Annotated in this window: 19 protein-coding genes; all 19 read right to left on the bottom strand. The window is 49.8% G+C overall.

Annotation, left to right across the window (positions count from 1 at the left end):
* Nucleotides 1–6 precede the first annotated feature (6 nt).
* The 19 genes from HUU10_05940 to HUU10_05850 all read right to left on the bottom strand — a co-directional run bounded on the left by HUU10_05940 (nucleotide 7) and on the right by HUU10_05850 (nucleotide 17272).
* Nucleotides 7–1098 carry an SDR family oxidoreductase gene (locus HUU10_05940; protein ID NUQ81136.1) on the bottom strand — a complete coding sequence of 364 codons (1092 nt, stop codon included), beginning with the start codon at nucleotides 1096–1098 and terminating at the stop codon, nucleotides 7–9.
* An 84-nt stretch (nucleotides 1099–1182) separates the two neighbouring features.
* Nucleotides 1183–2250, bottom strand: a complete 1068-nt coding sequence (locus HUU10_05935; protein NUQ81135.1) for a transglycosylase SLT domain-containing protein — start codon at nucleotides 2248–2250, stop codon at nucleotides 1183–1185.
* 10 nt (nucleotides 2251–2260) lie between these two features.
* Entirely contained in the window at nucleotides 2261–2875 is a 615-nt protein-coding gene (locus HUU10_05930; GenBank protein NUQ81134.1) for a TIGR00730 family Rossman fold protein, read from the bottom strand.
* A gap of 59 nt (nucleotides 2876–2934) precedes the next feature.
* Nucleotides 2935–3504, bottom strand: a complete 570-nt coding sequence (locus tag HUU10_05925) for an aminodeoxychorismate/anthranilate synthase component II (GenBank protein NUQ81133.1) — start codon at nucleotides 3502–3504, stop codon at nucleotides 2935–2937.
* Nucleotides 3501–4952, bottom strand: coding sequence for a chorismate-binding protein (locus HUU10_05920; protein ID NUQ81132.1), 1452 nt, complete (start codon nucleotides 4950–4952; stop codon nucleotides 3501–3503). The genes HUU10_05925 and HUU10_05920 overlap by 4 nt, the downstream gene beginning before the upstream one ends.
* Nucleotides 4953–4976: 24 nt before the next feature.
* Nucleotides 4977–5510, bottom strand: coding sequence for a hypothetical protein (locus HUU10_05915; protein ID NUQ81131.1), 534 nt, complete (start codon nucleotides 5508–5510; stop codon nucleotides 4977–4979).
* Nucleotides 5503–6420, bottom strand: a complete 918-nt coding sequence (locus HUU10_05910) for a ParB/RepB/Spo0J family partition protein (protein NUQ81130.1) — start codon at nucleotides 6418–6420, stop codon at nucleotides 5503–5505. Before HUU10_05910 ends, HUU10_05915 begins: the two co-directional genes overlap by 8 nt.
* Nucleotides 6420–7301, bottom strand: coding sequence for a ParA family protein (locus HUU10_05905; GenBank protein ID NUQ81129.1), 882 nt, complete (start codon nucleotides 7299–7301; stop codon nucleotides 6420–6422). The genes HUU10_05910 and HUU10_05905 overlap by 1 nt, the downstream gene beginning before the upstream one ends.
* A gap of 77 nt (nucleotides 7302–7378) precedes the next feature.
* On the bottom strand, nucleotides 7379–8332 hold the full coding sequence (locus tag HUU10_05900; GenBank protein ID NUQ81128.1) for a bifunctional riboflavin kinase/FAD synthetase: 954 nt from the start codon (nucleotides 8330–8332) through the stop codon (nucleotides 7379–7381).
* Nucleotides 8329–9024 (bottom strand): tRNA pseudouridine(55) synthase TruB, encoded by a 696-nt coding sequence (gene truB, locus HUU10_05895; GenBank protein NUQ81127.1) that lies wholly within the window; start codon nucleotides 9022–9024, stop codon nucleotides 8329–8331. Before truB ends, HUU10_05900 begins: the two co-directional genes overlap by 4 nt.
* A 5-nt stretch (nucleotides 9025–9029) precedes the next feature.
* Nucleotides 9030–9395, bottom strand: coding sequence for a 30S ribosome-binding factor RbfA (gene rbfA / locus HUU10_05890; GenBank protein ID NUQ81126.1), 366 nt, complete (start codon nucleotides 9393–9395; stop codon nucleotides 9030–9032).
* Nucleotides 9396–9516: 121 nt separating this feature from the next.
* A complete protein-coding gene (gene infB / locus HUU10_05885; protein NUQ81125.1) occupies nucleotides 9517–12438 on the bottom strand; it encodes a translation initiation factor IF-2 in 2922 nt (973 codons plus the stop codon).
* A 45-nt stretch (nucleotides 12439–12483) separates the two neighbouring features.
* Nucleotides 12484–13800, bottom strand: a complete 1317-nt coding sequence (locus tag HUU10_05880; protein ID NUQ81124.1) for a transcription termination/antitermination protein NusA — start codon at nucleotides 13798–13800, stop codon at nucleotides 12484–12486.
* Between the two features lie 12 nt (nucleotides 13801–13812).
* On the bottom strand, nucleotides 13813–14289 hold the full coding sequence (locus HUU10_05875; protein ID NUQ81123.1) for a hypothetical protein: 477 nt from the start codon (nucleotides 14287–14289) through the stop codon (nucleotides 13813–13815).
* An 86-nt stretch (nucleotides 14290–14375) separates the two neighbouring features.
* Complete coding sequence (locus HUU10_05870) at nucleotides 14376–14792, bottom strand: hypothetical protein (protein ID NUQ81122.1); 417 nt, start codon at nucleotides 14790–14792, stop codon at nucleotides 14376–14378.
* Nucleotides 14785–15651 carry an ATP phosphoribosyltransferase gene (gene hisG / locus HUU10_05865; GenBank protein ID NUQ81121.1) on the bottom strand — a complete coding sequence of 289 codons (867 nt, stop codon included), beginning with the start codon at nucleotides 15649–15651 and terminating at the stop codon, nucleotides 14785–14787. The genes HUU10_05870 and hisG overlap by 8 nt, the downstream gene beginning before the upstream one ends.
* 22 nt (nucleotides 15652–15673) lie before the next feature.
* Nucleotides 15674–16126, bottom strand: a complete 453-nt coding sequence (locus HUU10_05860; protein NUQ81120.1) for a hypothetical protein — start codon at nucleotides 16124–16126, stop codon at nucleotides 15674–15676.
* Nucleotide 16127: 1 nt separating this feature from the next.
* Nucleotides 16128–16358 carry a hypothetical protein gene (locus HUU10_05855; protein ID NUQ81119.1) on the bottom strand — a complete coding sequence of 77 codons (231 nt, stop codon included), beginning with the start codon at nucleotides 16356–16358 and terminating at the stop codon, nucleotides 16128–16130.
* Between the two features lie 8 nt (nucleotides 16359–16366).
* Nucleotides 16367–17272: a proline dehydrogenase family protein gene (locus HUU10_05850; protein NUQ81118.1), complete on the bottom strand. Its 906-nt coding sequence runs from the start codon at nucleotides 17270–17272 to the stop codon at nucleotides 16367–16369.
* Nucleotides 17273–17364 lie beyond the last annotated feature (92 nt).

Below are 17364 nucleotides of genomic sequence, written 5' to 3'. Positions count from 1 at the left end.
TGCCTCCTAGTATAATGCCTGACGGGTGGCAAACTCTTTTTTCTTTTCAAGAAAGTACCGGACAAGAACCGGTGAAACTTCCCGGAAAGAGGGACACCGGATTCCGGATCCTTCCAGACCGGCCAGTGTATTGGTGCAATCATACTGATGGGGATGGTCGAAGTAGTCAACCAGAACAGATGGAAGGCCTGCCAGCTGGGCAACAGGGCCGATACTCAGCACGCCTTTTGCCAGCCAGGAAGGAACGGATAAAAAATGCAGGTTTTTACCGAGAGCATCGCTGAAGGATTGCGCGATTTCAAGCTGGGTAAGGGGCGACGGGTCGGTTAGATGATAGACTTTTCCTGCTGAATCCGCATGGGTGGCCAGCCAGGCCATGGCTCCGATACAATAATCGACCGGTACAAGATTGACAGTATGATTCCCGCTGCCAAGCAGGGTCATCAGAAACCCCTTTGGCAACCGGTCCATAACCTGAATGACGTAATAAGGTCCGTCAAATTTCTGGGTTTCTCCGGTCTGGGAATGGCCAACAATAATACCCGGCCTGAAAATGGTTAATGGGAGATCGTGACGAAATTTTCTGATTTCGACTTCAGCCAGATACTTGGTCTCTTCATAATGATTCCTGAATGACTGACCCGCCGATAATTCCTCTTCGTAAATCGTCCCAGTGCGTTTTCCGCTGACGTAGGCTGTGGAAATATAAAACAGATGTTTCAGGTTTTTCATCCGGGAAGCCAGTCCGGCAATCAGGCCTGTACCCACGGTATTAACCAGATAAGCCGGTTCACGTGGAATGGCCAGATCATAAATGGCTGCCAGGTGCCAGACATCTTCTGCAGATTGGATCACCCGGTCGAGTACTGCTGGTTCCAATCCGGCATCGGGCAGGGTGATGTCTCCCGTGACCAGTTCAAGACGGCCATTCAGCGAAGGATGCTGTGCCATCAATTCCGTACGCAGCTTTTCGGCCTGCGGAAGAAATTTTTTCTGAACCAGACAGATGAAATGATAGCCGTTGTAAAAGTCTGTGAGTCTGACCATCAGACGGCTTGCGAGAAATCCGGGAAACCCGGTGATGAGAACCTGAGTCATGAGTAACCTGCCTGAGACTGAATTGTCTGGTAATTTACTCTGAATCAGGGAGAAAACCACATAAAAACAGGCTCCCGCCTGCAGTTATTTCAGGTAGATTTTCAGTTGCTGACCCACCATGATCATGTCTGACTTCAGATTATTCCATCGTCTGATTTCATTCACTTCAACATCATAGGCCAGGGCGATTGAAAGCAGTGTATCCCCATCGGTTACCTTGTGGGTGACCACTCCGGATGGTGTGGTTCCGACCGGTGGATTTTTTGTGTATTCATAGCCGGCCAGATCAATGGATCCGGGAACCGATGATGAAGGAAAGGCAAGCGTCCAGGTACCTTCCGGCAGACCCCTGCGCCGGATCCAGGGATTCAGAATTCTCAGCTGACGGTAACTGGTTCCCTGCTCCAGCGCCAGCTTTGTCAGGTTTTCCACCGGCCCGTTGATGGTCACATAGCGGTAAGAGTCGGTTTTAAACTCATAGGCCGGCAATCCATATTTCGTCGGATCCTCAAATACGGCCTTGGCCGCATAAATCCGGAAGATGTACCGGCTGGTTTCTTCATTCAGATACAGATCAAAAAACCGTCTCACATGCTGGAACTTCAGGTTGTCATTGATGTTGGTTTCCCCGACGTTATAAGCAGCAAAGGCCAGATTCCAGTCACCATATTTTTTGTGGAGATGTTTCAGAAAGGTCATGGCCACCCGGGTCGATTTTTCCAGATGATTTCGCTCATCCACCCAATAATTGATTTTGAGGTTTTCCGATCGGGCTACCAGTTCCATCAGTTGCCAGACACCGGTTGCCCCCGCCACGCTGACTGCGGTGCGCAGGTTGGATTCAGCAATGGCCAGGTATTTCAGATCCTCGGGTAAGCCCGCTTCTCTGATGATGGGAAGAATGATGGGAAAAACGGTATTGGCGGCAGCAATGGTTTGCTGTGACACATTTTCATTGTGCAGGGTGTTATAGAATTCCCTTTCAAACCGATCCCGTACTTCAGGATCCTCCAGTGGCAACCGAATCCCGCAAACCACCATGGTATCGGGATAGGCAGGAAGCACCGTTTGATGGCTGATGTGAGCCGGATCAGAAACCGGTTGAGGAGCAGAGGGCTGGCATCCGCCCAAAAAAAGAAGCAACAGAATCATGGGGACCATATCAGAAATTGGGACTGAATACCTGCTCTTTGTAAAAATTTTCGATGATTTCACAGACTTCGGCCTCACTGTCGGTCACATGAAACAGATTCAAATCTTCCGGGGAAATTTTTCCATCGGCCAGCATGGCCGTTTTGATCCAGTCGAGCAGACCTCCCCAAAATGCGGTTCCAACCAGGATAATGGGAACGGGTTTAATCTTTTGGGTCTGAATCAGCGTGATGGCCTCGAACATCTCATCCATGGTACCAAAGCCGCCGGGCATCATGACAAAGCCCTGGGCGTATTTAACAAACATCACTTTACGCACAAAGAAATAATCGAATTCAATAAGCATGTGACGGTCGATATAGGCATTGTGATGCTGCTCATGAGGCAGATCAATGTTAAGTCCTACGCTGATTCCGTTGGCTTCCTTTGCACCCTTGTTGCCGGCTTCCATAATTCCCGGGCCGCCACCGGTAATGATGGCAAATCCTTTTTCAGCCAGCAGATGGGCGATCCGGACAGCCTTTTCGTAATAGTATTCACCCGGTTTGGTCCGGGCCGATCCGAAAATAGAAACCGCCGGTCCAAGGCTGCCCAGCTTTTCGAATCCTTCAGTAAATTCGGCCATGATTCTGAATATCCGCCAGGTATCCTGCGTGTAACGGACCGGATCGAATTGAATTGATTTCACTTCAGTTTCTCCAGAAAATTTTTCAGCAGGGGTTTTCCATGCTCAGTCAGAATGGATTCGGGATGGAACTGTACCCCTGCAACCGGAAACTCCCGGTGTTCAAGTCCCATGATCACTCCATCCTCTGTTTCAGCATTCACTCTCAGGCTGGCCGGCAATTGGTCCCTGCTGACCATCAGAGAATGGTACCGCGTCGCACGATACGGACTGGGCAGTCCCTTAAAAAGTCCGGTTCCATCATGATGAATCTGGCTGGTTTTTCCGTGCATCAGTGTGGGTGCGTAGGTAACAGTCCCGCCAAAGGCTTCTCCAATCGCCTGATGACCCAGACAGACTCCAAGGATCGGTATCTGCTGATGATACAACCGAATCACCTCAAGCGTGATACCAGCTTCTTTCGGATTCCCCGGTCCGGGAGAAAGAACAATTCCGGCCGGATTCAGATTCCGGATTTCTGCTGCCGGCACGTCGTCATTTCTGATAACCCTGACGTCGGCTCCCAGTTCGGCGAGATACTGATAAAGATTATAAGTAAAACTATCGTAGTTGTCTATCAGCAAAATCATGGCAGCAACTCCCTGACCACATTCAGGCTGGAAAGGTTCGCCTCTAGTTTTTCACGGGTCTCCTGATATTCCCTTTCAGGTGTGGAATCACTTACAATTCCGGCACCCGCCTGTAAAAACAACTGATTTCCATGACGAACCAGTGTGCGGATGGCAATACATGTATCCATGCCACCATTAAAATCGAGATACCCGATGGCCCCTCCATAGATGCCTCTTCTGACTGGTTCCAGTTCCTCAATGATCTGCATGGCTCTGATTTTCGGCGCACCGGTTAACGTTCCCGCAGGAAAGCAGCTGAAAAACGCATCAATGGAAGTCATTCCTGCTTTCAGCTTTCCGGTCACCCCGCTCACGATATGCATCACATGACTGTACCGTTCAATCACCATCCGGTCAGGAACCGAGACTGAACCAGGTTCGCTGACTCTTCCCACATCATTTCGACCCAGATCGATCAGCATCAGGTGTTCGGCCAGTTCCTTTTCATCTGTCATCAGCTCCTGCTCAATGGCCAGGTCTTCGGCCTCCGTTTTTCCCCTGCGGCGGGTACCGGCAATCGGCCTGACTTCCACCTGACGGTCGCGGATTCTGACCATGACCTCTGGACTGGATCCCACCGCGGTCAGCCCGTTCCCCATATCGAGATAAAACAGGTAAGGAGAAGGATTGATCACCCGTAAAGCGCGGAACAGTTCAAAACTGTCCCCCTCATAGGTGGAATACAGACGTCTGGAAAGAACCAACTGGAAAATATCACCTTCCCTGATGTGAAATTTCGTCTGTTCCACCCCGTTTTTGAAAACATCGGGAGCCGCATGAAAATCAGGATGGGAAGGAACCGACTTTTGAGGAAACCGGCACCGGAGATCCAGAATCTGATTTCGAACCCGGTCCAGTTTGCGCCGAACGGCCGATTCATCTGAATAGTCGGCCGGTATCGGGTTTGTGTCATGGCTCCAGACATTTGAAACCAGATGAAGCCGGCGGGTCACATTATCAAAAATGATGAGGGTATCGAAACCCAGCAGGTGAACAAGGGGGCACGGGTAATCTGACGGATTTGAAAACACCAGATGAGGTTCGGTGTGCGAAATGGACTCATATGAAAAATGTCCAACCAATCCGCTGGTAAAACCGGGAAGGCCGGGAACCACACTGGTGGAAAAGCTGCCAAGCAAAGCCCGCAACTGATCGACGGGTTTACCCTCTGGCAACGGAAGTGAAAACCAGGAAACTTTTGGTTCAACCGTAACCCGTTCATGGTCACTTTTTACTTCAAAAACGGGTTCGATGCCAATAAATGAATACCGGCCGATCCGGTTTCCCGATTCAACCGATTCAAATAAAAATGGCAGGCGATAATACGCTCTGAGTTTCAGAAACACAGTGACGGGTGTGTCACTGTCTGCAATAAAACTCTCAACAATTGGGGTTAACCGGTACATGATTGATTTTCCGGAATTGAAGGGTCAGAAGGTCAGGGACCAGGTCAGTTGATATCCAGGGGTTTGAAGACCAGATTCCCGGTCAGGCGGGGAGTTTAATGGCTTTACCGACAAATCTCCGCTGACATCAAAATCGGCTAAATGGGCTTCGACATACGCATCGGCAATATTAACCATGTATGTCAGGAAAACATAGAAAAGATACCGGTCCCGTTCGTCACGGTAAAACTCTCTGTAAGCCCGGTACAGGGTGGCTGGTCGTCCTTCCAGTTCCTGATCCGGAGCGGCATAAGCTTCTTTTGTCAGGGTCTGATATTTTGTATAGCGGTCATGATACCACCAGGCAATTCCCCCGAATGTGGCAAACGTTCCGAGCACCAGGGGCGCTTTCAGATAAGAACCCGTGTAAATCTGGCCCCAACCCGGAAGAATGGCGCTTCTCAGCATGGCACCGCCAGGCGATTTGGATTCCTGACCGGTAAAAAGGGTATCGTTGGTGGTTTGTGCAAACACGGGTCCGCTGATCAGAAGGAACAGCAGGATCAGCCGGTTACTCATGCGGTGCCGATTCAATGAGGTCCAGAATCCGTTCCAATTCATCCAGACTGAAATATTCAATGGTGATGGACCCGGACTCTTTTGTTTTCTCCCGTACGGACACTTTGGTGGATAAAACCGTCCTCAACCGGCGTTCAACATCCTGAACTGATGCCGATCCGGGAGTTCTGACTGGTTTGGGCTCTTTTTTAACAGGAACCGGTCCTGCTTTTACCAGCCGCTCCACCGCACGGACTGAAAGATCCTCACGGATAATCCGTTCAGTCAGTTCTTTAAGAAAATCGTCGTCACTCACCATCAGCATGGCGCGCGCATGTCCCATGGAAATCTGTCCATGTACAATGGCTTCCTGCAGAAAATCGGGGAGTTTTAAAAGACGGAGCAGGTTCGTAACTGTCGTCCGGTCCTTCCCAACCCGTTTAGCCACTTCATCCTGGGTCAGGTGGCATTCTTCCATGAGACGACGATACCCGTTAGCCACCTCAATGGCATTCAGATCCTTGCGCTGAATGTTCTCGATAATGGCCAGTTCGAGCATTTCCTCGTCTGTCCGTATATCCAGAATATAAACAGGAACGGTTCCGAGACTGGCCAGTCTCGAAGCTCTCAGCCTGCGTTCGCCAGCAATCAGTTCATACCGGCCATTGGGCTTCTGCCGGACGGTCAGCGGCTGAATAATGCCATGCTCAATGATGGAATTCTTTAATTCCTCCAGTGCCTCAGGATCAAATTCGGTTCTTGGCTGAAAGGGGTTCGGATCAATCAGGTCGGAAGAAACCGTGATGAACTGGGTGTTGATAACCGTTTCATCAACCCGGTACTTTTCTTTCACCACCTGCTGGACTTTTTTCTCGCCATCATCGCTGGGTAACAATGCACCCAACCCGCGGCCTAATGCAAGTTTTGCCACTATACCCGATCTCCTGTCACCGTTTCAATCTGATTTTTTTTCTGAAGGATGGCCTTAAAAAACGGTTTGTCCTGATCGGTATCATTCCAGGCTTTGACCCGGCGTGTAAAGGAGGTATCACGGTTCTTACGCATGATTTCATTGGCAAGGTCCAGATAATTTTCGGTACCCGGGCTCATGGCATCATAAAGAATCAGTGGTTTTCCAAAACTGGGTGCCTCACCAATCCGGATATTCCGGAAAATGATGGATTCATACACCTTTTCACCAAAATACTTTTTCACTTCGGCGGCCACCTGCCGGGAAAGGTTGGTGCGGGCATCAAACATGGTCAGCAGAACTCCCTCAACATCCAGAGATGGATTCAGGTCCTTTTTGACCAGGTTGATGGTATTCATCAGTTGGCTGAGTCCCTCCAGAGCGAAATATTCGCACTGAACCGGAATCAGGACCGAATCGGCAGCAGTCAGTGCGTTCAGCGTGAGCAGACCCAGGCTGGGAGGGGCATCTATAATAATGTATTTGTACTTCTGACGAAGCGGAGTCAGTGCTTTGAGCAGGTTTTTGTGGGGTTCATCCATTCCAACCATTTCAATTTCAGCACCCACCAGGTTAATGTGCGAGGGAATAATATCCAGAAAGGGCATCTGAGTTTTCAGGGTGCACTCACGCGGATCTGCATTCGAGATGATCACATCATAGATGGAATTCCCGATTTCCTCCTTTGGAAAGCCGATTCCACTGGTTGCATTGGCCTGAGGGTCGATGTCAATCAGTAAAACAGGAATCTCGGCCACCGCAATAGAGGAGGCAAGATTTATTGAAGTCGTGGTTTTTCCTACCCCGCCCTTCTGGTTGGCAACAGCAATCACTTTTCCCATACGTATTCCTTACAGAGGCCAGAACATAAATTGATAATCGTGGGGGGTGGTAAAAATAGAAGATTTCTTCCCGAATGTCACCATCCGGAGCCATTCCAGAAAATATTTGCTTCTTCCACATCTTTGGTGATTTGTCTGATCAGTTCATCGACCGATGGGAATTTTTTTTCCTCACGCAAACGGCGATGAAACCGCAAACAAACCGGCATTCCATAGATATCCGATTGAAACTGAAGCAGATGGACTTCAATTCTGAGCTCCTGACCATCAAAGGTGGGGCGCTGACCGATGTTGCACACACCCCGGTGCCAGTCGGTCCCGATCAGCAGTTCAACGTGGTACACACCGCCATGCGGGATCAGTTTCCTCGGATGCTCAACAAAAATATTCGCTGTCGGAAAACCGATTTTGCGGCCAATTCCCTCTCCCCGGCTGACGATACCTGAAACCGTGTAGGGATATCCGAGCATTTCAGTGGCCAGCTCGACCTGTCCGTGTCTGATTGCTTCTCTAATTTTGGTGCTGGATACCACCACCGAACCTACCTCATGGGCACCCACCTGTTCAACCGTAAAGCCGCATTCAGGGCCCAGTTGTTTCAGCAGATCAATACCACCGGACCGGTCACGACCAAACCCGTGATCATAGCCGATCCAGATTTTCCGCATGCCAACCCGCCCGACAAGGATATTTTTAATGAAGGCTTCAGGAGGAAGCTCTGAAAAATCCCGGGTAAACGGCAAAACCAGAATTTTATCGAGACCCGTGTGTTTTAGGACCTGTATTTTCTCCGGAAGGGTAGAAAGAAGGAAAAAGGGGTCTGGTCCCTTCTGAATAACTTCCTGCGGATGCGGATCAAAGGTAATCAGCACCGATTCCCCATGATTGGACCGGGCGGCCGTCACCACCTGATCAACAATCTGCCGGTGTCCCAGATGCAGTCCGTCAAAGGCACCCAGGGTCAGGTAGTGGTTGGGTGAAAACGGGAATCCATCCAGTCCGTGGAAAATGACAGGCGATGAATGACTCATGTGGGAATTTCTTCTCCTGCCACCTGCCGGAACCGGGCAATGATTGTTTCAATATCAAGTGCCTCACTGATCTGGTAAGGACCAATGGCAGTTCTCCGTAAATCAGAAAGATAACCGCCACACCCGAGAGCAGACCCCAGATCGTGGGCGATGGACCGGATGTAAGTTCCTTTGGAGCAGGTGATGGCAAAGTGAATCTGTTCAGGTACGGGCCGGGTCCAGTCAAATCGGGATATCTGAACAGGTCTTGCTTCTAAGGTGATCGTTTTTCCCTGGCGGGCCAGTTCATAAAGTTTTTTCCCATCCCGCTTGAGTGCACTGAACATGGGAGGAACCTGATGAATCGTACCCGTGAACGCCGATTCGATTTGATCCCGGATCTGCTGGTCTGAAACGGTACCGGGGTCTCCAGACGGAGTCAGTGCTCCCTCCTGATCGTAAGTAGCCGATGTCTGACCGAGCGTGATGGTACCGGTGTAGGTTTTATCCAATCCCTGAACGGTTTCGATCTGACGTGTGTTTTTTCCTGTGGCAAGAATCAGCAGACCAGTAGCCGCCGGATCCAGAGTGCCCGCATGACCGGCCTTTTTGACCCTCAGAGCACGCCTGAGCTTATTGACGACATCAAAAGACGTCCAGCCGGCAGGTTTATCGACCAGAAACCAGCCATCGGGCCAGTTGGAAAAACCCATCACTATCATGAATGCCGGTTCTGCTCCTCTTCATGTATCTTTTTGAAGAGTGCCTCGATTTTTTGTGAGTACTCCTGCGAGTCATCCTTTCTGAAAATCAGTTCAGGAATTACTCTGAAGTGGTTTTTAATCGATTTGGCGAGTTCGTACCGGATGTCTTTTTTTCTTTCTTCCAGTCTGATAAAGGTCAGATCCACATCCTCAATACGACCCCAGACACTCAGAAACACTTTTGCAACCGATAAATCATCAGACATTCGTACCTGGGTGACGGTGATCATATTGGGTGAAAGGTCGGCAAACTCATTGGTAAAGAGTTTTCCGATTTCCTGTTTGATCAGGCTGGCTACTTTTTGAGTACGGTGAGACATGGTCCTGCCCCTCTGGCTTCTGTTTAAATTTACAACGTCGGTTTGGGAGAAAGAATCCCCGGCAGAGAAAAAAAAACCGGACCGTTGAGGGTCCGGTTTTAAGATCACACAATTCAGGTGGTTAGTTAACCAGTTTTCGCTTGGTTTCCACCAGATGGAAGGATTCAACAATATCACCTGTTTTGATATCGTTGAAATTGCGGACAGACAGACCACATTCGTAGCCTTTTTCCACCTCTTTCACATCATCCTTAAACCGTTTCAGTGAATCGAGTTCACCGGTATAGACGACTATGCCATCACGAACGACCCGCACTTTCGAGCCGCGGGTGATCTTTCCATCCTGGACGTAACAACCTGCGATGGTACCGATCCTGGAAATCTTGAAGGTCTCCCTGACCTCGACCGTGGCCGTTACTTCTTCAGTAATGTCAGGTGACAGCATTCCTTCCAGAGCCGCTTTGACCTCATTGATGGCATCATAGATGATAGAGTACAGGCGGATATCAATCTCTTCGGTCTGAGCCAGTTTCTTGGCATTCAGATTAGGTCTGACCTGGAATCCGATGATCACCGCATCAGAGGCGGTAGCGAGCAGAACATCCGATTCAGTAATCGGTCCGACCGCTTTGTGAATCACCCGAACGCGGACTTCACCGGTCGAGAGTTTCATGAGACTGTCAGAGAGTGCTTCCACCGATCCGTCCACGTCCCCTTTGACGATGATGTTCAGATCACGAACCGATCCTTCACTCATCCGCTGGGAAATCATATCCAGAGACATGTGTTTCTGCGCTTTGCGCTGTTCCTGTTCGCGTTTCAGAACCATCCGGCGGGTGGCGATGTCGCGGGCTTCCTTTTCGGAATCCATTACCACCAGCACATCACCGGCCTGAGGCACTTCATCAAATCCCAATACCTGAGCAGGAGTAGCCGGTCCGGCCGATTTCAGTTTCTTGCCACGTTCATCCTGCAAAGCTCTTATCCGTCCGTAGGTGGCACCGCAGAGGAAAATATCGCCCACCCGCAAGGTTCCGTTCTGAACCAGAATGGTGGCAATGGTACCTTTTCCTTTATCAAGTTCGGCTTCAACCACGGTTCCCTGCGCCTTCCGGTCCGGATTGGCTTTCAGATCCAGAATTTCAGCTTCCAGCAATACCTTTTCGAGCAGTTCCGGCACACCAACACCCGATTTGGCAGAGACTTTGGCTACCTGATATTTTCCGCCCCATTCTTCAACAAGAATGTTTCTTTCAGACAACTGCTGATAAATCCGTTCAGAATTGGCGCCGGGCTTATCGATTTTATTGATGGCAAACACCATCGGAACACCGGCTGCCTGAGCGTGGTTAATGGCTTCGACTGTCTGCGGCATTACGCTGTCATCGGCTGCGATAACGATAATGACCACGTCGGTTACTTTCGCACCACGGGCACGCATGGCAGTAAATGCTTCGTGACCCGGTGTATCGAGGAACGTAATCATCCGGTCATCGGGCATTTTAACTGAATAAGCACCAATGTGCTGGGTAATTCCGCCTGCCTCGCCTGCCACCACGTTCGCTTTACGGATGTAATCGAGCAGCGAGGTTTTTCCATGATCGACGTGTCCCATGATGGTTACCACCGGTGGACGGGTTTTCAGCAGGGCCGGATCGTCATCCACCGATTCATAGAGATCCTCGGCAAACTCTTCCTGGAACTGAACCTGGAATCCGAAATCGCCTGCAATCAGTTCAATGTGATCTTTTTCGAGGCGCTGGTTAATGGAAACAAACAAGCCCAATTCAAGACACTTGGATAGAACCTGGTTTACCGGAACGCTCATCAGACCAGCCAATTCATTGGCACTGGCAAAATCGGTTACCCGGATAATGGATGAATTCCGGATGATTTCTTCCTGTTTTTCAACCTCAGCCGCTTCCCGATCACGTCTTTTTTGTTTCTTGATTGATTTTCTGACGTTCGGACCCGTGTCTTCCATGGTCGCAAGCGTGGTCCGGATAGCCCGGTTAACATCTTCAACCGAGATATCAACCACTTTGCCCTTTTTAATTTTCTTCTTCTTGCCAAGATCACGGTTATCGGTGGCTGCTTCGCCCTCTTTTGGCTTGTGATCCTTCCCTTTCGCAGCTGCCTTTTTAGCGGCATCGGCTGGCGAAAAGGCCTGAGGAGCCGGTCTCACTTCTCCCGGACGGGGAGGTCTCGGGGGACGATTCGGATCGTTGCGCTGACCTTCCGGACGTGTTCCATCCGGTCTCTGGGGCCTTGGTCCACGATTTTGCTGACCGGCGGCACCCGATTCTGAAGGAGCAGGTGCCTCATCGGCACGCCCTTTTTTCCGTGGGCGTTTTTTAAATTCATTGACAGCTGCAAGGTCAATTTTCCCAACCACATTGGGCCCTGTCAGCTTCATCCGGCCTAACTGCTGGTGAGATTTATATCCCGACTTCTCTTCATCAAGTCTGGCTGTCTCTGCAGAAGACATCGCAGGGGGCACAACGGCCTCTTCCTGTGGGGCAACTTCTGGTTCAGGTTCGGCAATTGGTTCCGGGATGTCATGAACAACCTCAGATACCGGTTCCGGTTCTGGTTGTTCTTCCTGTCTGACTGCAACCGGTTCGGGAACCACCTCGGGTTCGGGTTCCGGAAGTACCACCACAGGTTCTGGCTCCGGTTCTGGCTCCGGTTCAGGCTCTGGCAGTTCTGCCACTGGTTCCGGAACAGGTTCCGGTTCCGGAATGACCACCGGAGGAGCCGGGGCTGCAACCGGTTTTGCCGGTTCTGCCTTTTTTACCACTGGTTCTGCATGCTTCGGTTCCGGAACGTCCTTCTGACGTGAAACCGTAATTTCCTTCAGCTTCTGCGTCTGCCTTTCAGCAGCAGCCTTGTCTTTCTGAAAGAAACTGGCACAATCCTCAAGCATCTCAGGGGTTAGTCTGGAAGTCATGTTGGTGACATCCTTGTACCCCTTTTTATGAAGGTGCTCAATGATTGATTCGACCGTAACGTTATATTCCTTGGCGGCCTGGAAAACTTTCATACCTGCCTTTTTTTCCTCAATAACTGATGAGATGGATGGGCCCTATCAGGCTTCATCATCCTCTCTGAATTCGTATTCAATGGCTTCCATCAGATCGGTCACCATGTCGATATCTGTATTGGTATCGGTAGCAATATCTTCCGGCGATACCTGCATTACCCGACGTGCACTGTCATAACCGGCTTCAACCAGTTTCTGCAGAAAATCTGCAGGAAACTCATTGAATTCCATGATATCAATGTCATCATCGGTACTTGGCTTGAATTCCCTGATCACATCCAGTTCATATCCTGTCAGAAGCGAAGCCAGCTTGATGTTCTGCCCTTCACGACCAATGGCCAGTTTGACCTGATCGGTGTGAACATGGACCCGTGCATAACGCCTGTTAACATCTGGTTCCACTTTCAGAATTTTGGCAGGTGCAAGCGACCGTGCAATAAAAGTGGCCGGATCGGGCGAGAATAAAACCACATCGATGTTTTCGTTGCTGAGTTCCTTAACAATCGAGTGGATACGGGTTCCTTTCATTCCCACACAGGCTCCCACTGCATCCACACGGTCATCGGTACTCTCAACTGCAATCTTTGCGCGCTCACCCGGCTGACGGGCAATGGACCGGATCTGAACGATTCCGTCGTAGATTTCGGGAACTTCGATTTCGAACAGCCGTTCCAGAAACTTGTTATCGGCCCGTGAAATCACAATCACGGGATCATTGTTGTAGTTTTCCTTCCGGATACGCTCCTTGCCGGTCTTGTCATCCCTTTTCTTTTGAATTTCCTGTTCCTTGAAGTCGGTCAGTCGCTTGACTTCCTTGATAATCGCCCGGATGGTTTCACCCTTTTTCGGATTCTCTTTCGGAATCTGCTCATCACGGGGCATGAAGAGTTCAACCTTGTTGTGGTTGACCAGCATCCAGCTCTTACCCTTCTGGTAAACATCTCCCACCACAATATCACCGATCTGGGCTGCATACTCATTGAAAATGTGATCTTTTTCCAGATCTCTGATCTTCTGGTTCAGAGTCTGTTTGGCCTGCATGATCAGACGCCGGCCGAAACTGGCCAGAGGAACAATCCGGACCGTGATGTCACCCAGTTGTGAATCCGGATCAAGTTTAAGTGCATCTTCCAGGGAGATTTCATCGATGTCACTGAAGACATCTTCAACCACTTCCACTTCCTGCAGAATCTGAATATCACCTTTGTCCATGTTTACAATGACCGAGAAGTTTTCATCTGTGAAATACTTCTTCCTGATCATATTCATGAAAATTTCTTTGATAATACCCGACAGGATATCCTTATCGATGTTTTTATCCCGTGCAATGTGGGCAAACGTTTCAACGATTTCGACGTTCATATGCGAGGTCCTTTACCATTCAATATCAACAACCACATGGTCTGTGGCTTCAAAATCCACGGTTACAAGTTCTGCAGGCTGCTTCCGGTCCTTGCGGATTTCCAGAATAATGCCAGAGGGTTCTATTGATTTCAGATGACCTTTCAGAACAGGGCGGTCAGTGGCTTTGAAGGTCACCAGAACCAGGCGACCAGTCTGTGATTTCAAAGCACGCCAGTTTCTGATTTTAAACCCGATTCCCGGGCTTCCTACCTGAATATCCCAGGGCGAATCAAACAGATCCTGATCTCCCAGCTCTTCATTGATGCGCCGGGCAATTTCAACACATTCCTGACTTTTAATTCCTTCATCCGTCTGAACACGAATGTCTATCACCCGTTTCCGCGGGGTACCAGTCAGACTGATATCCACAACAAATGCACCGGATTCCAGACAGACACGGTCTGCGATGGATTGAATCAGTTGCTGAGTATCGGTTTGTTTCGTCATCTGTTAAATAAAAAAAGTGGTCTTCGCCTGAAGCCACTTTCCCTTTAGACAAGCAAATATAAGCGGGATGAAGGTTTAATTCAAAATCAGGAACCGATTTTCAGCGGAAAGACGGGCCCGAGCCTCTTCACAACATGATTGACCCAATCGGGATGAACCGCCTCTCCATCCAGAATCTGAACCTGACTTCCCGGAAATTCATGGGACCATTCGAGACAAATCTGAAAAATCCGGTCTGTCAGACACGTAACCACTTCGGCAGACGACATCGCGGTTGATTCAGTCCAGTCCAGCCAGAGATTCCCCGCAGAATCCCGGTGAACCACAGGAGGAACCGGAAAGCCACCAAAATCATCCGGGAAGAAAATGGGTTCAGACAACAGACTGGTCAGTGGAATTGGTACCTGGTCAGCCTGCAGATCATTCCCTCGCAGGTTGACACAGCGGCCATCCGGGGCAAACAGACTCAGGTTCAGTAAAGATAACCGGATGGGGTCAGACACGGGTATTGTTCAGAAGCACACTGAATATTCCGACCGCACCAATCGATTTCAGTTTATCCATCACTTCGTTTTCGCGCGACTTTGGTTCAACAATCCGGACAGCAAAGTAACGGTCATCGCCATAAATCGGGGCCACAGTGGGTGATTTCTGTCCCCCGGCCACCCGGATGGCATCATCGAGCTTTTCTTTGGGTATCATGTATTCAATCATGATCGACTTTCGGGCCGTCATGACTCCTTCCAGCCGGTTTCTGATCATGCTCACCCGCGGATCATTGAGAAATTCACGACGGGCGGCAAAGACAATTTCTGTTTCGAGTAAACGGTCCTTTATCAGCAGTCCGTTGGCTTCCAGAGTGGTTCCTGTTTCAGTCAGATCCACAATCGCGTCGGCTTCTTCGGTTGCCACTTTGCCTTCCACTCCCCCCGATACCTCTTTCACATGTACGCGGGTTCCGGTTTTCTCGAAATAGGCACGGGTCAGGTGAACAAAGCTGGTTGCAATGGTTTTCCCTTCCCAGAAACTGATGGGATGGTTCAATTGATCGGAAGGAACGGCAAACACCAGATGACATTTTCCGATTCCGAGCGGAAGTATCTCAACGATATCCGGGTTGGCTTGTTCGAGTATCAGGTCACGGCCGGTAAATCCGCAGCTCAGCTTCGAATCGGCCAGTGACAATGCGATTTCCCCGGCCCGTCCGAAGATCAGTGACAATTCCTGGTCATGCAGGTCAGAAAACAGCTGGCGGCGGCGGGGTTCATCCCACAGTGATGCCTGGTATAACAGGCTGGAAATTTCAGAAAACAGCCGGTCATTTTTAGGGATCCCGACCCGAAAACGGTATCTGGGTTTCATAATATTCCTCTGAAGTAAGGGTTTAAAGATGTGCGAGAACCGCTGAAAGTGACAACTCTCGTTGCTGACCGATTTCCCAGGAAAGATGAAAAAGTCTTTCCAGATCATCGGCACCAAAGGATCCGGAGCGGATGGCCAGAGAGGCAGTTTCCTGAACCAGTTTCTTCGGAGTCACTGTTTCATCCTTCAGCGGTGTTTTCAAAGGCCAGGAAGAGATCCGGTTGGCCCAGCCTGGCTCCTGAAGAATCAATCCTAAAACAAGCAGGTAATACCAGTACTGACTGAGTTCAAGTGCAAGATCATTCTGGGTTTCAAAACGATAAGCCATCCAGATTTCAGATGATTCCTCGACCAGTTTGATCAGAACAGCCGGCTTCCCTCCTGAAATCAGCTTTACGGTGCTACTGGCAGGATCATTCCGTGCAATTTTATCCTGAAGCTCAGCCAGAAGACTCTGCAGATTTTTTTCTGCCATATCAACGGACCGGTGCCCTGGTTTCAGTGACCACTTCTGACACACCGGACAGTTCAAACACATGCCGGTGACCACGGGCATCCCGTATCCCGATGGAGTTGTCGGAAATCGACTCTGCAGTGCCTGCAAATTGAATTCCGGTGGTGGTAATAAGGTTTACCAACCGGCCTTTAAGAAAACCGGAATTGCCGGGTATCTGGACGGACGGGATGCGATGTGGAATACTGGGCATTGAGTGTTTTACTTTCTGATTCCTAAAATGGCTTTGGCAACATATCCGGCAATTTCCGGATTTTCCTTGAAACGGCGGGTGGAATAGCCATACCACTGTTTGCCGTATGGCACATAAATCCGGAGCCGGTATCCTTCTGAAAGAATACGGTCCCTCAGGGCCGGCAGAACGCCCAGTAACATCTGAAACTCAAATGCTTCCTTTCGGACCTGATGTTTTTTCACCAGTTCAATGGTGGCATTCACCAGATATTCATCATGGGTTGCCACGCCTACATAACAGTTGTGAATAAACATTTGCTCGACCTGACGGAGGAAACTGGCCCGGATGGCCTCGCGGTCGTGAATGGCGATTTCGGCCGGTTCCCGGTAAATGCCTTTACAAAGTCTCAGGTTGGCATTTTCCTTAACCAGCAGATCAATGTCTGCATTGGTCCGCTTCAGGTAGGCCTGAATTACCAGTCCAACGTTCGAAAATTCCTTCTTCAGGCGCAGGTACAGGTCGATCTCTTTCTGAGTACACGCGGAATCTTCCATATCAATCCGGATAAAATTCCCCGTCTGACTGGCAAGCTGTACCAATTCCCTGATGTTTGAATAAGCAAATTCCTCATCCAGCAACAAACCCATCTGGGTGGGCTTTACACTGACATTGGAATTGAGTTTCTCCTGATGAATGGCCCGTATCAGGTTTTTTAATTCTTCCAGGTCACGGGTAGCCTGAGATTTTTCGGTAATGAATTCACCCAGTAAATCACAGGTAGCCATGGCTCCCAGACGATTGATATCCCGGATGGTGTTCAATGCATCAGCCAGTGACTCACCCGCGATATACGGCCGGGCAAAATACCGTACGATCGGTTTGGGTACCAGTGGGATCGATGCAACAACAAGACGATTAAACAGTGATGACATGGTCGGCCTCATGGTTTCCTGCAAAAGTATCGGACCACTCCTGATCAATCAAACTCAATCTTCTGTTTCTAATGCACTCTTAAGCACCAATA

The sequence above is a fragment of the Bacteroidota bacterium genome, from assembly GCA_013360915.1.
Lineage (GTDB): Bacteria > Bacteroidota > JABWAT01 > JABWAT01 > JABWAT01 > JABWAT01.
This window is presented reverse-complemented; position numbering and strand designations above follow the sequence as displayed.

Coding starts and splice junctions, on each gene's coding strand:
- HUU10_05940 (NUQ81136.1), bottom strand. CDS start 1,098: ATGACTCAGGTTCTCATCACCGGGTTTCCCGGATTTCTCGCAAGCCGT.
- HUU10_05935 (NUQ81135.1), bottom strand. CDS start 2,250: ATGATTCTGTTGCTTCTTTTTTTGGGCGGATGCCAGCCCTCTGCTCCT.
- HUU10_05930 (NUQ81134.1), bottom strand. CDS start 2,875: ATGGCCGAATTTACTGAAGGATTCGAAAAGCTGGGCAGCCTTGGACCG.
- HUU10_05925 (NUQ81133.1), bottom strand. CDS start 3,504: ATGATTTTGCTGATAGACAACTACGATAGTTTTACTTATAATCTTTAT.
- HUU10_05920 (NUQ81132.1), bottom strand. CDS start 4,952: ATGTACCGGTTAACCCCAATTGTTGAGAGTTTTATTGCAGACAGTGAC.
- HUU10_05915 (NUQ81131.1), bottom strand. CDS start 5,510: ATGAGTAACCGGCTGATCCTGCTGTTCCTTCTGATCAGCGGACCCGTG.
- HUU10_05905 (NUQ81129.1), bottom strand. CDS start 7,301: ATGGGAAAAGTGATTGCTGTTGCCAACCAGAAGGGCGGGGTAGGAAAA.
- HUU10_05900 (NUQ81128.1), bottom strand. CDS start 8,332: ATGAGTCATTCATCGCCTGTCATTTTCCACGGACTGGATGGATTCCCG.
- truB (NUQ81127.1), bottom strand. CDS start 9,024: ATGGGTTTTTCCAACTGGCCCGATGGCTGGTTTCTGGTCGATAAACCT.
- rbfA (NUQ81126.1), bottom strand. CDS start 9,395: ATGTCTCACCGTACTCAAAAAGTAGCCAGCCTGATCAAACAGGAAATC.
- infB (NUQ81125.1), bottom strand. CDS start 12,438: ATGAAAGTTTTCCAGGCCGCCAAGGAATATAACGTTACGGTCGAATCA.
- HUU10_05880 (NUQ81124.1), bottom strand. CDS start 13,800: ATGAACGTCGAAATCGTTGAAACGTTTGCCCACATTGCACGGGATAAA.
- HUU10_05875 (NUQ81123.1), bottom strand. CDS start 14,289: ATGACGAAACAAACCGATACTCAGCAACTGATTCAATCCATCGCAGAC.
- hisG (NUQ81121.1), bottom strand. CDS start 15,651: ATGAAACCCAGATACCGTTTTCGGGTCGGGATCCCTAAAAATGACCGG.
- HUU10_05860 (NUQ81120.1), bottom strand. CDS start 16,126: ATGGCAGAAAAAAATCTGCAGAGTCTTCTGGCTGAGCTTCAGGATAAA.
- HUU10_05855 (NUQ81119.1), bottom strand. CDS start 16,358: ATGCCCAGTATTCCACATCGCATCCCGTCCGTCCAGATACCCGGCAAT.
- HUU10_05850 (NUQ81118.1), bottom strand. CDS start 17,272: ATGTCATCACTGTTTAATCGTCTTGTTGTTGCATCGATCCCACTGGTA.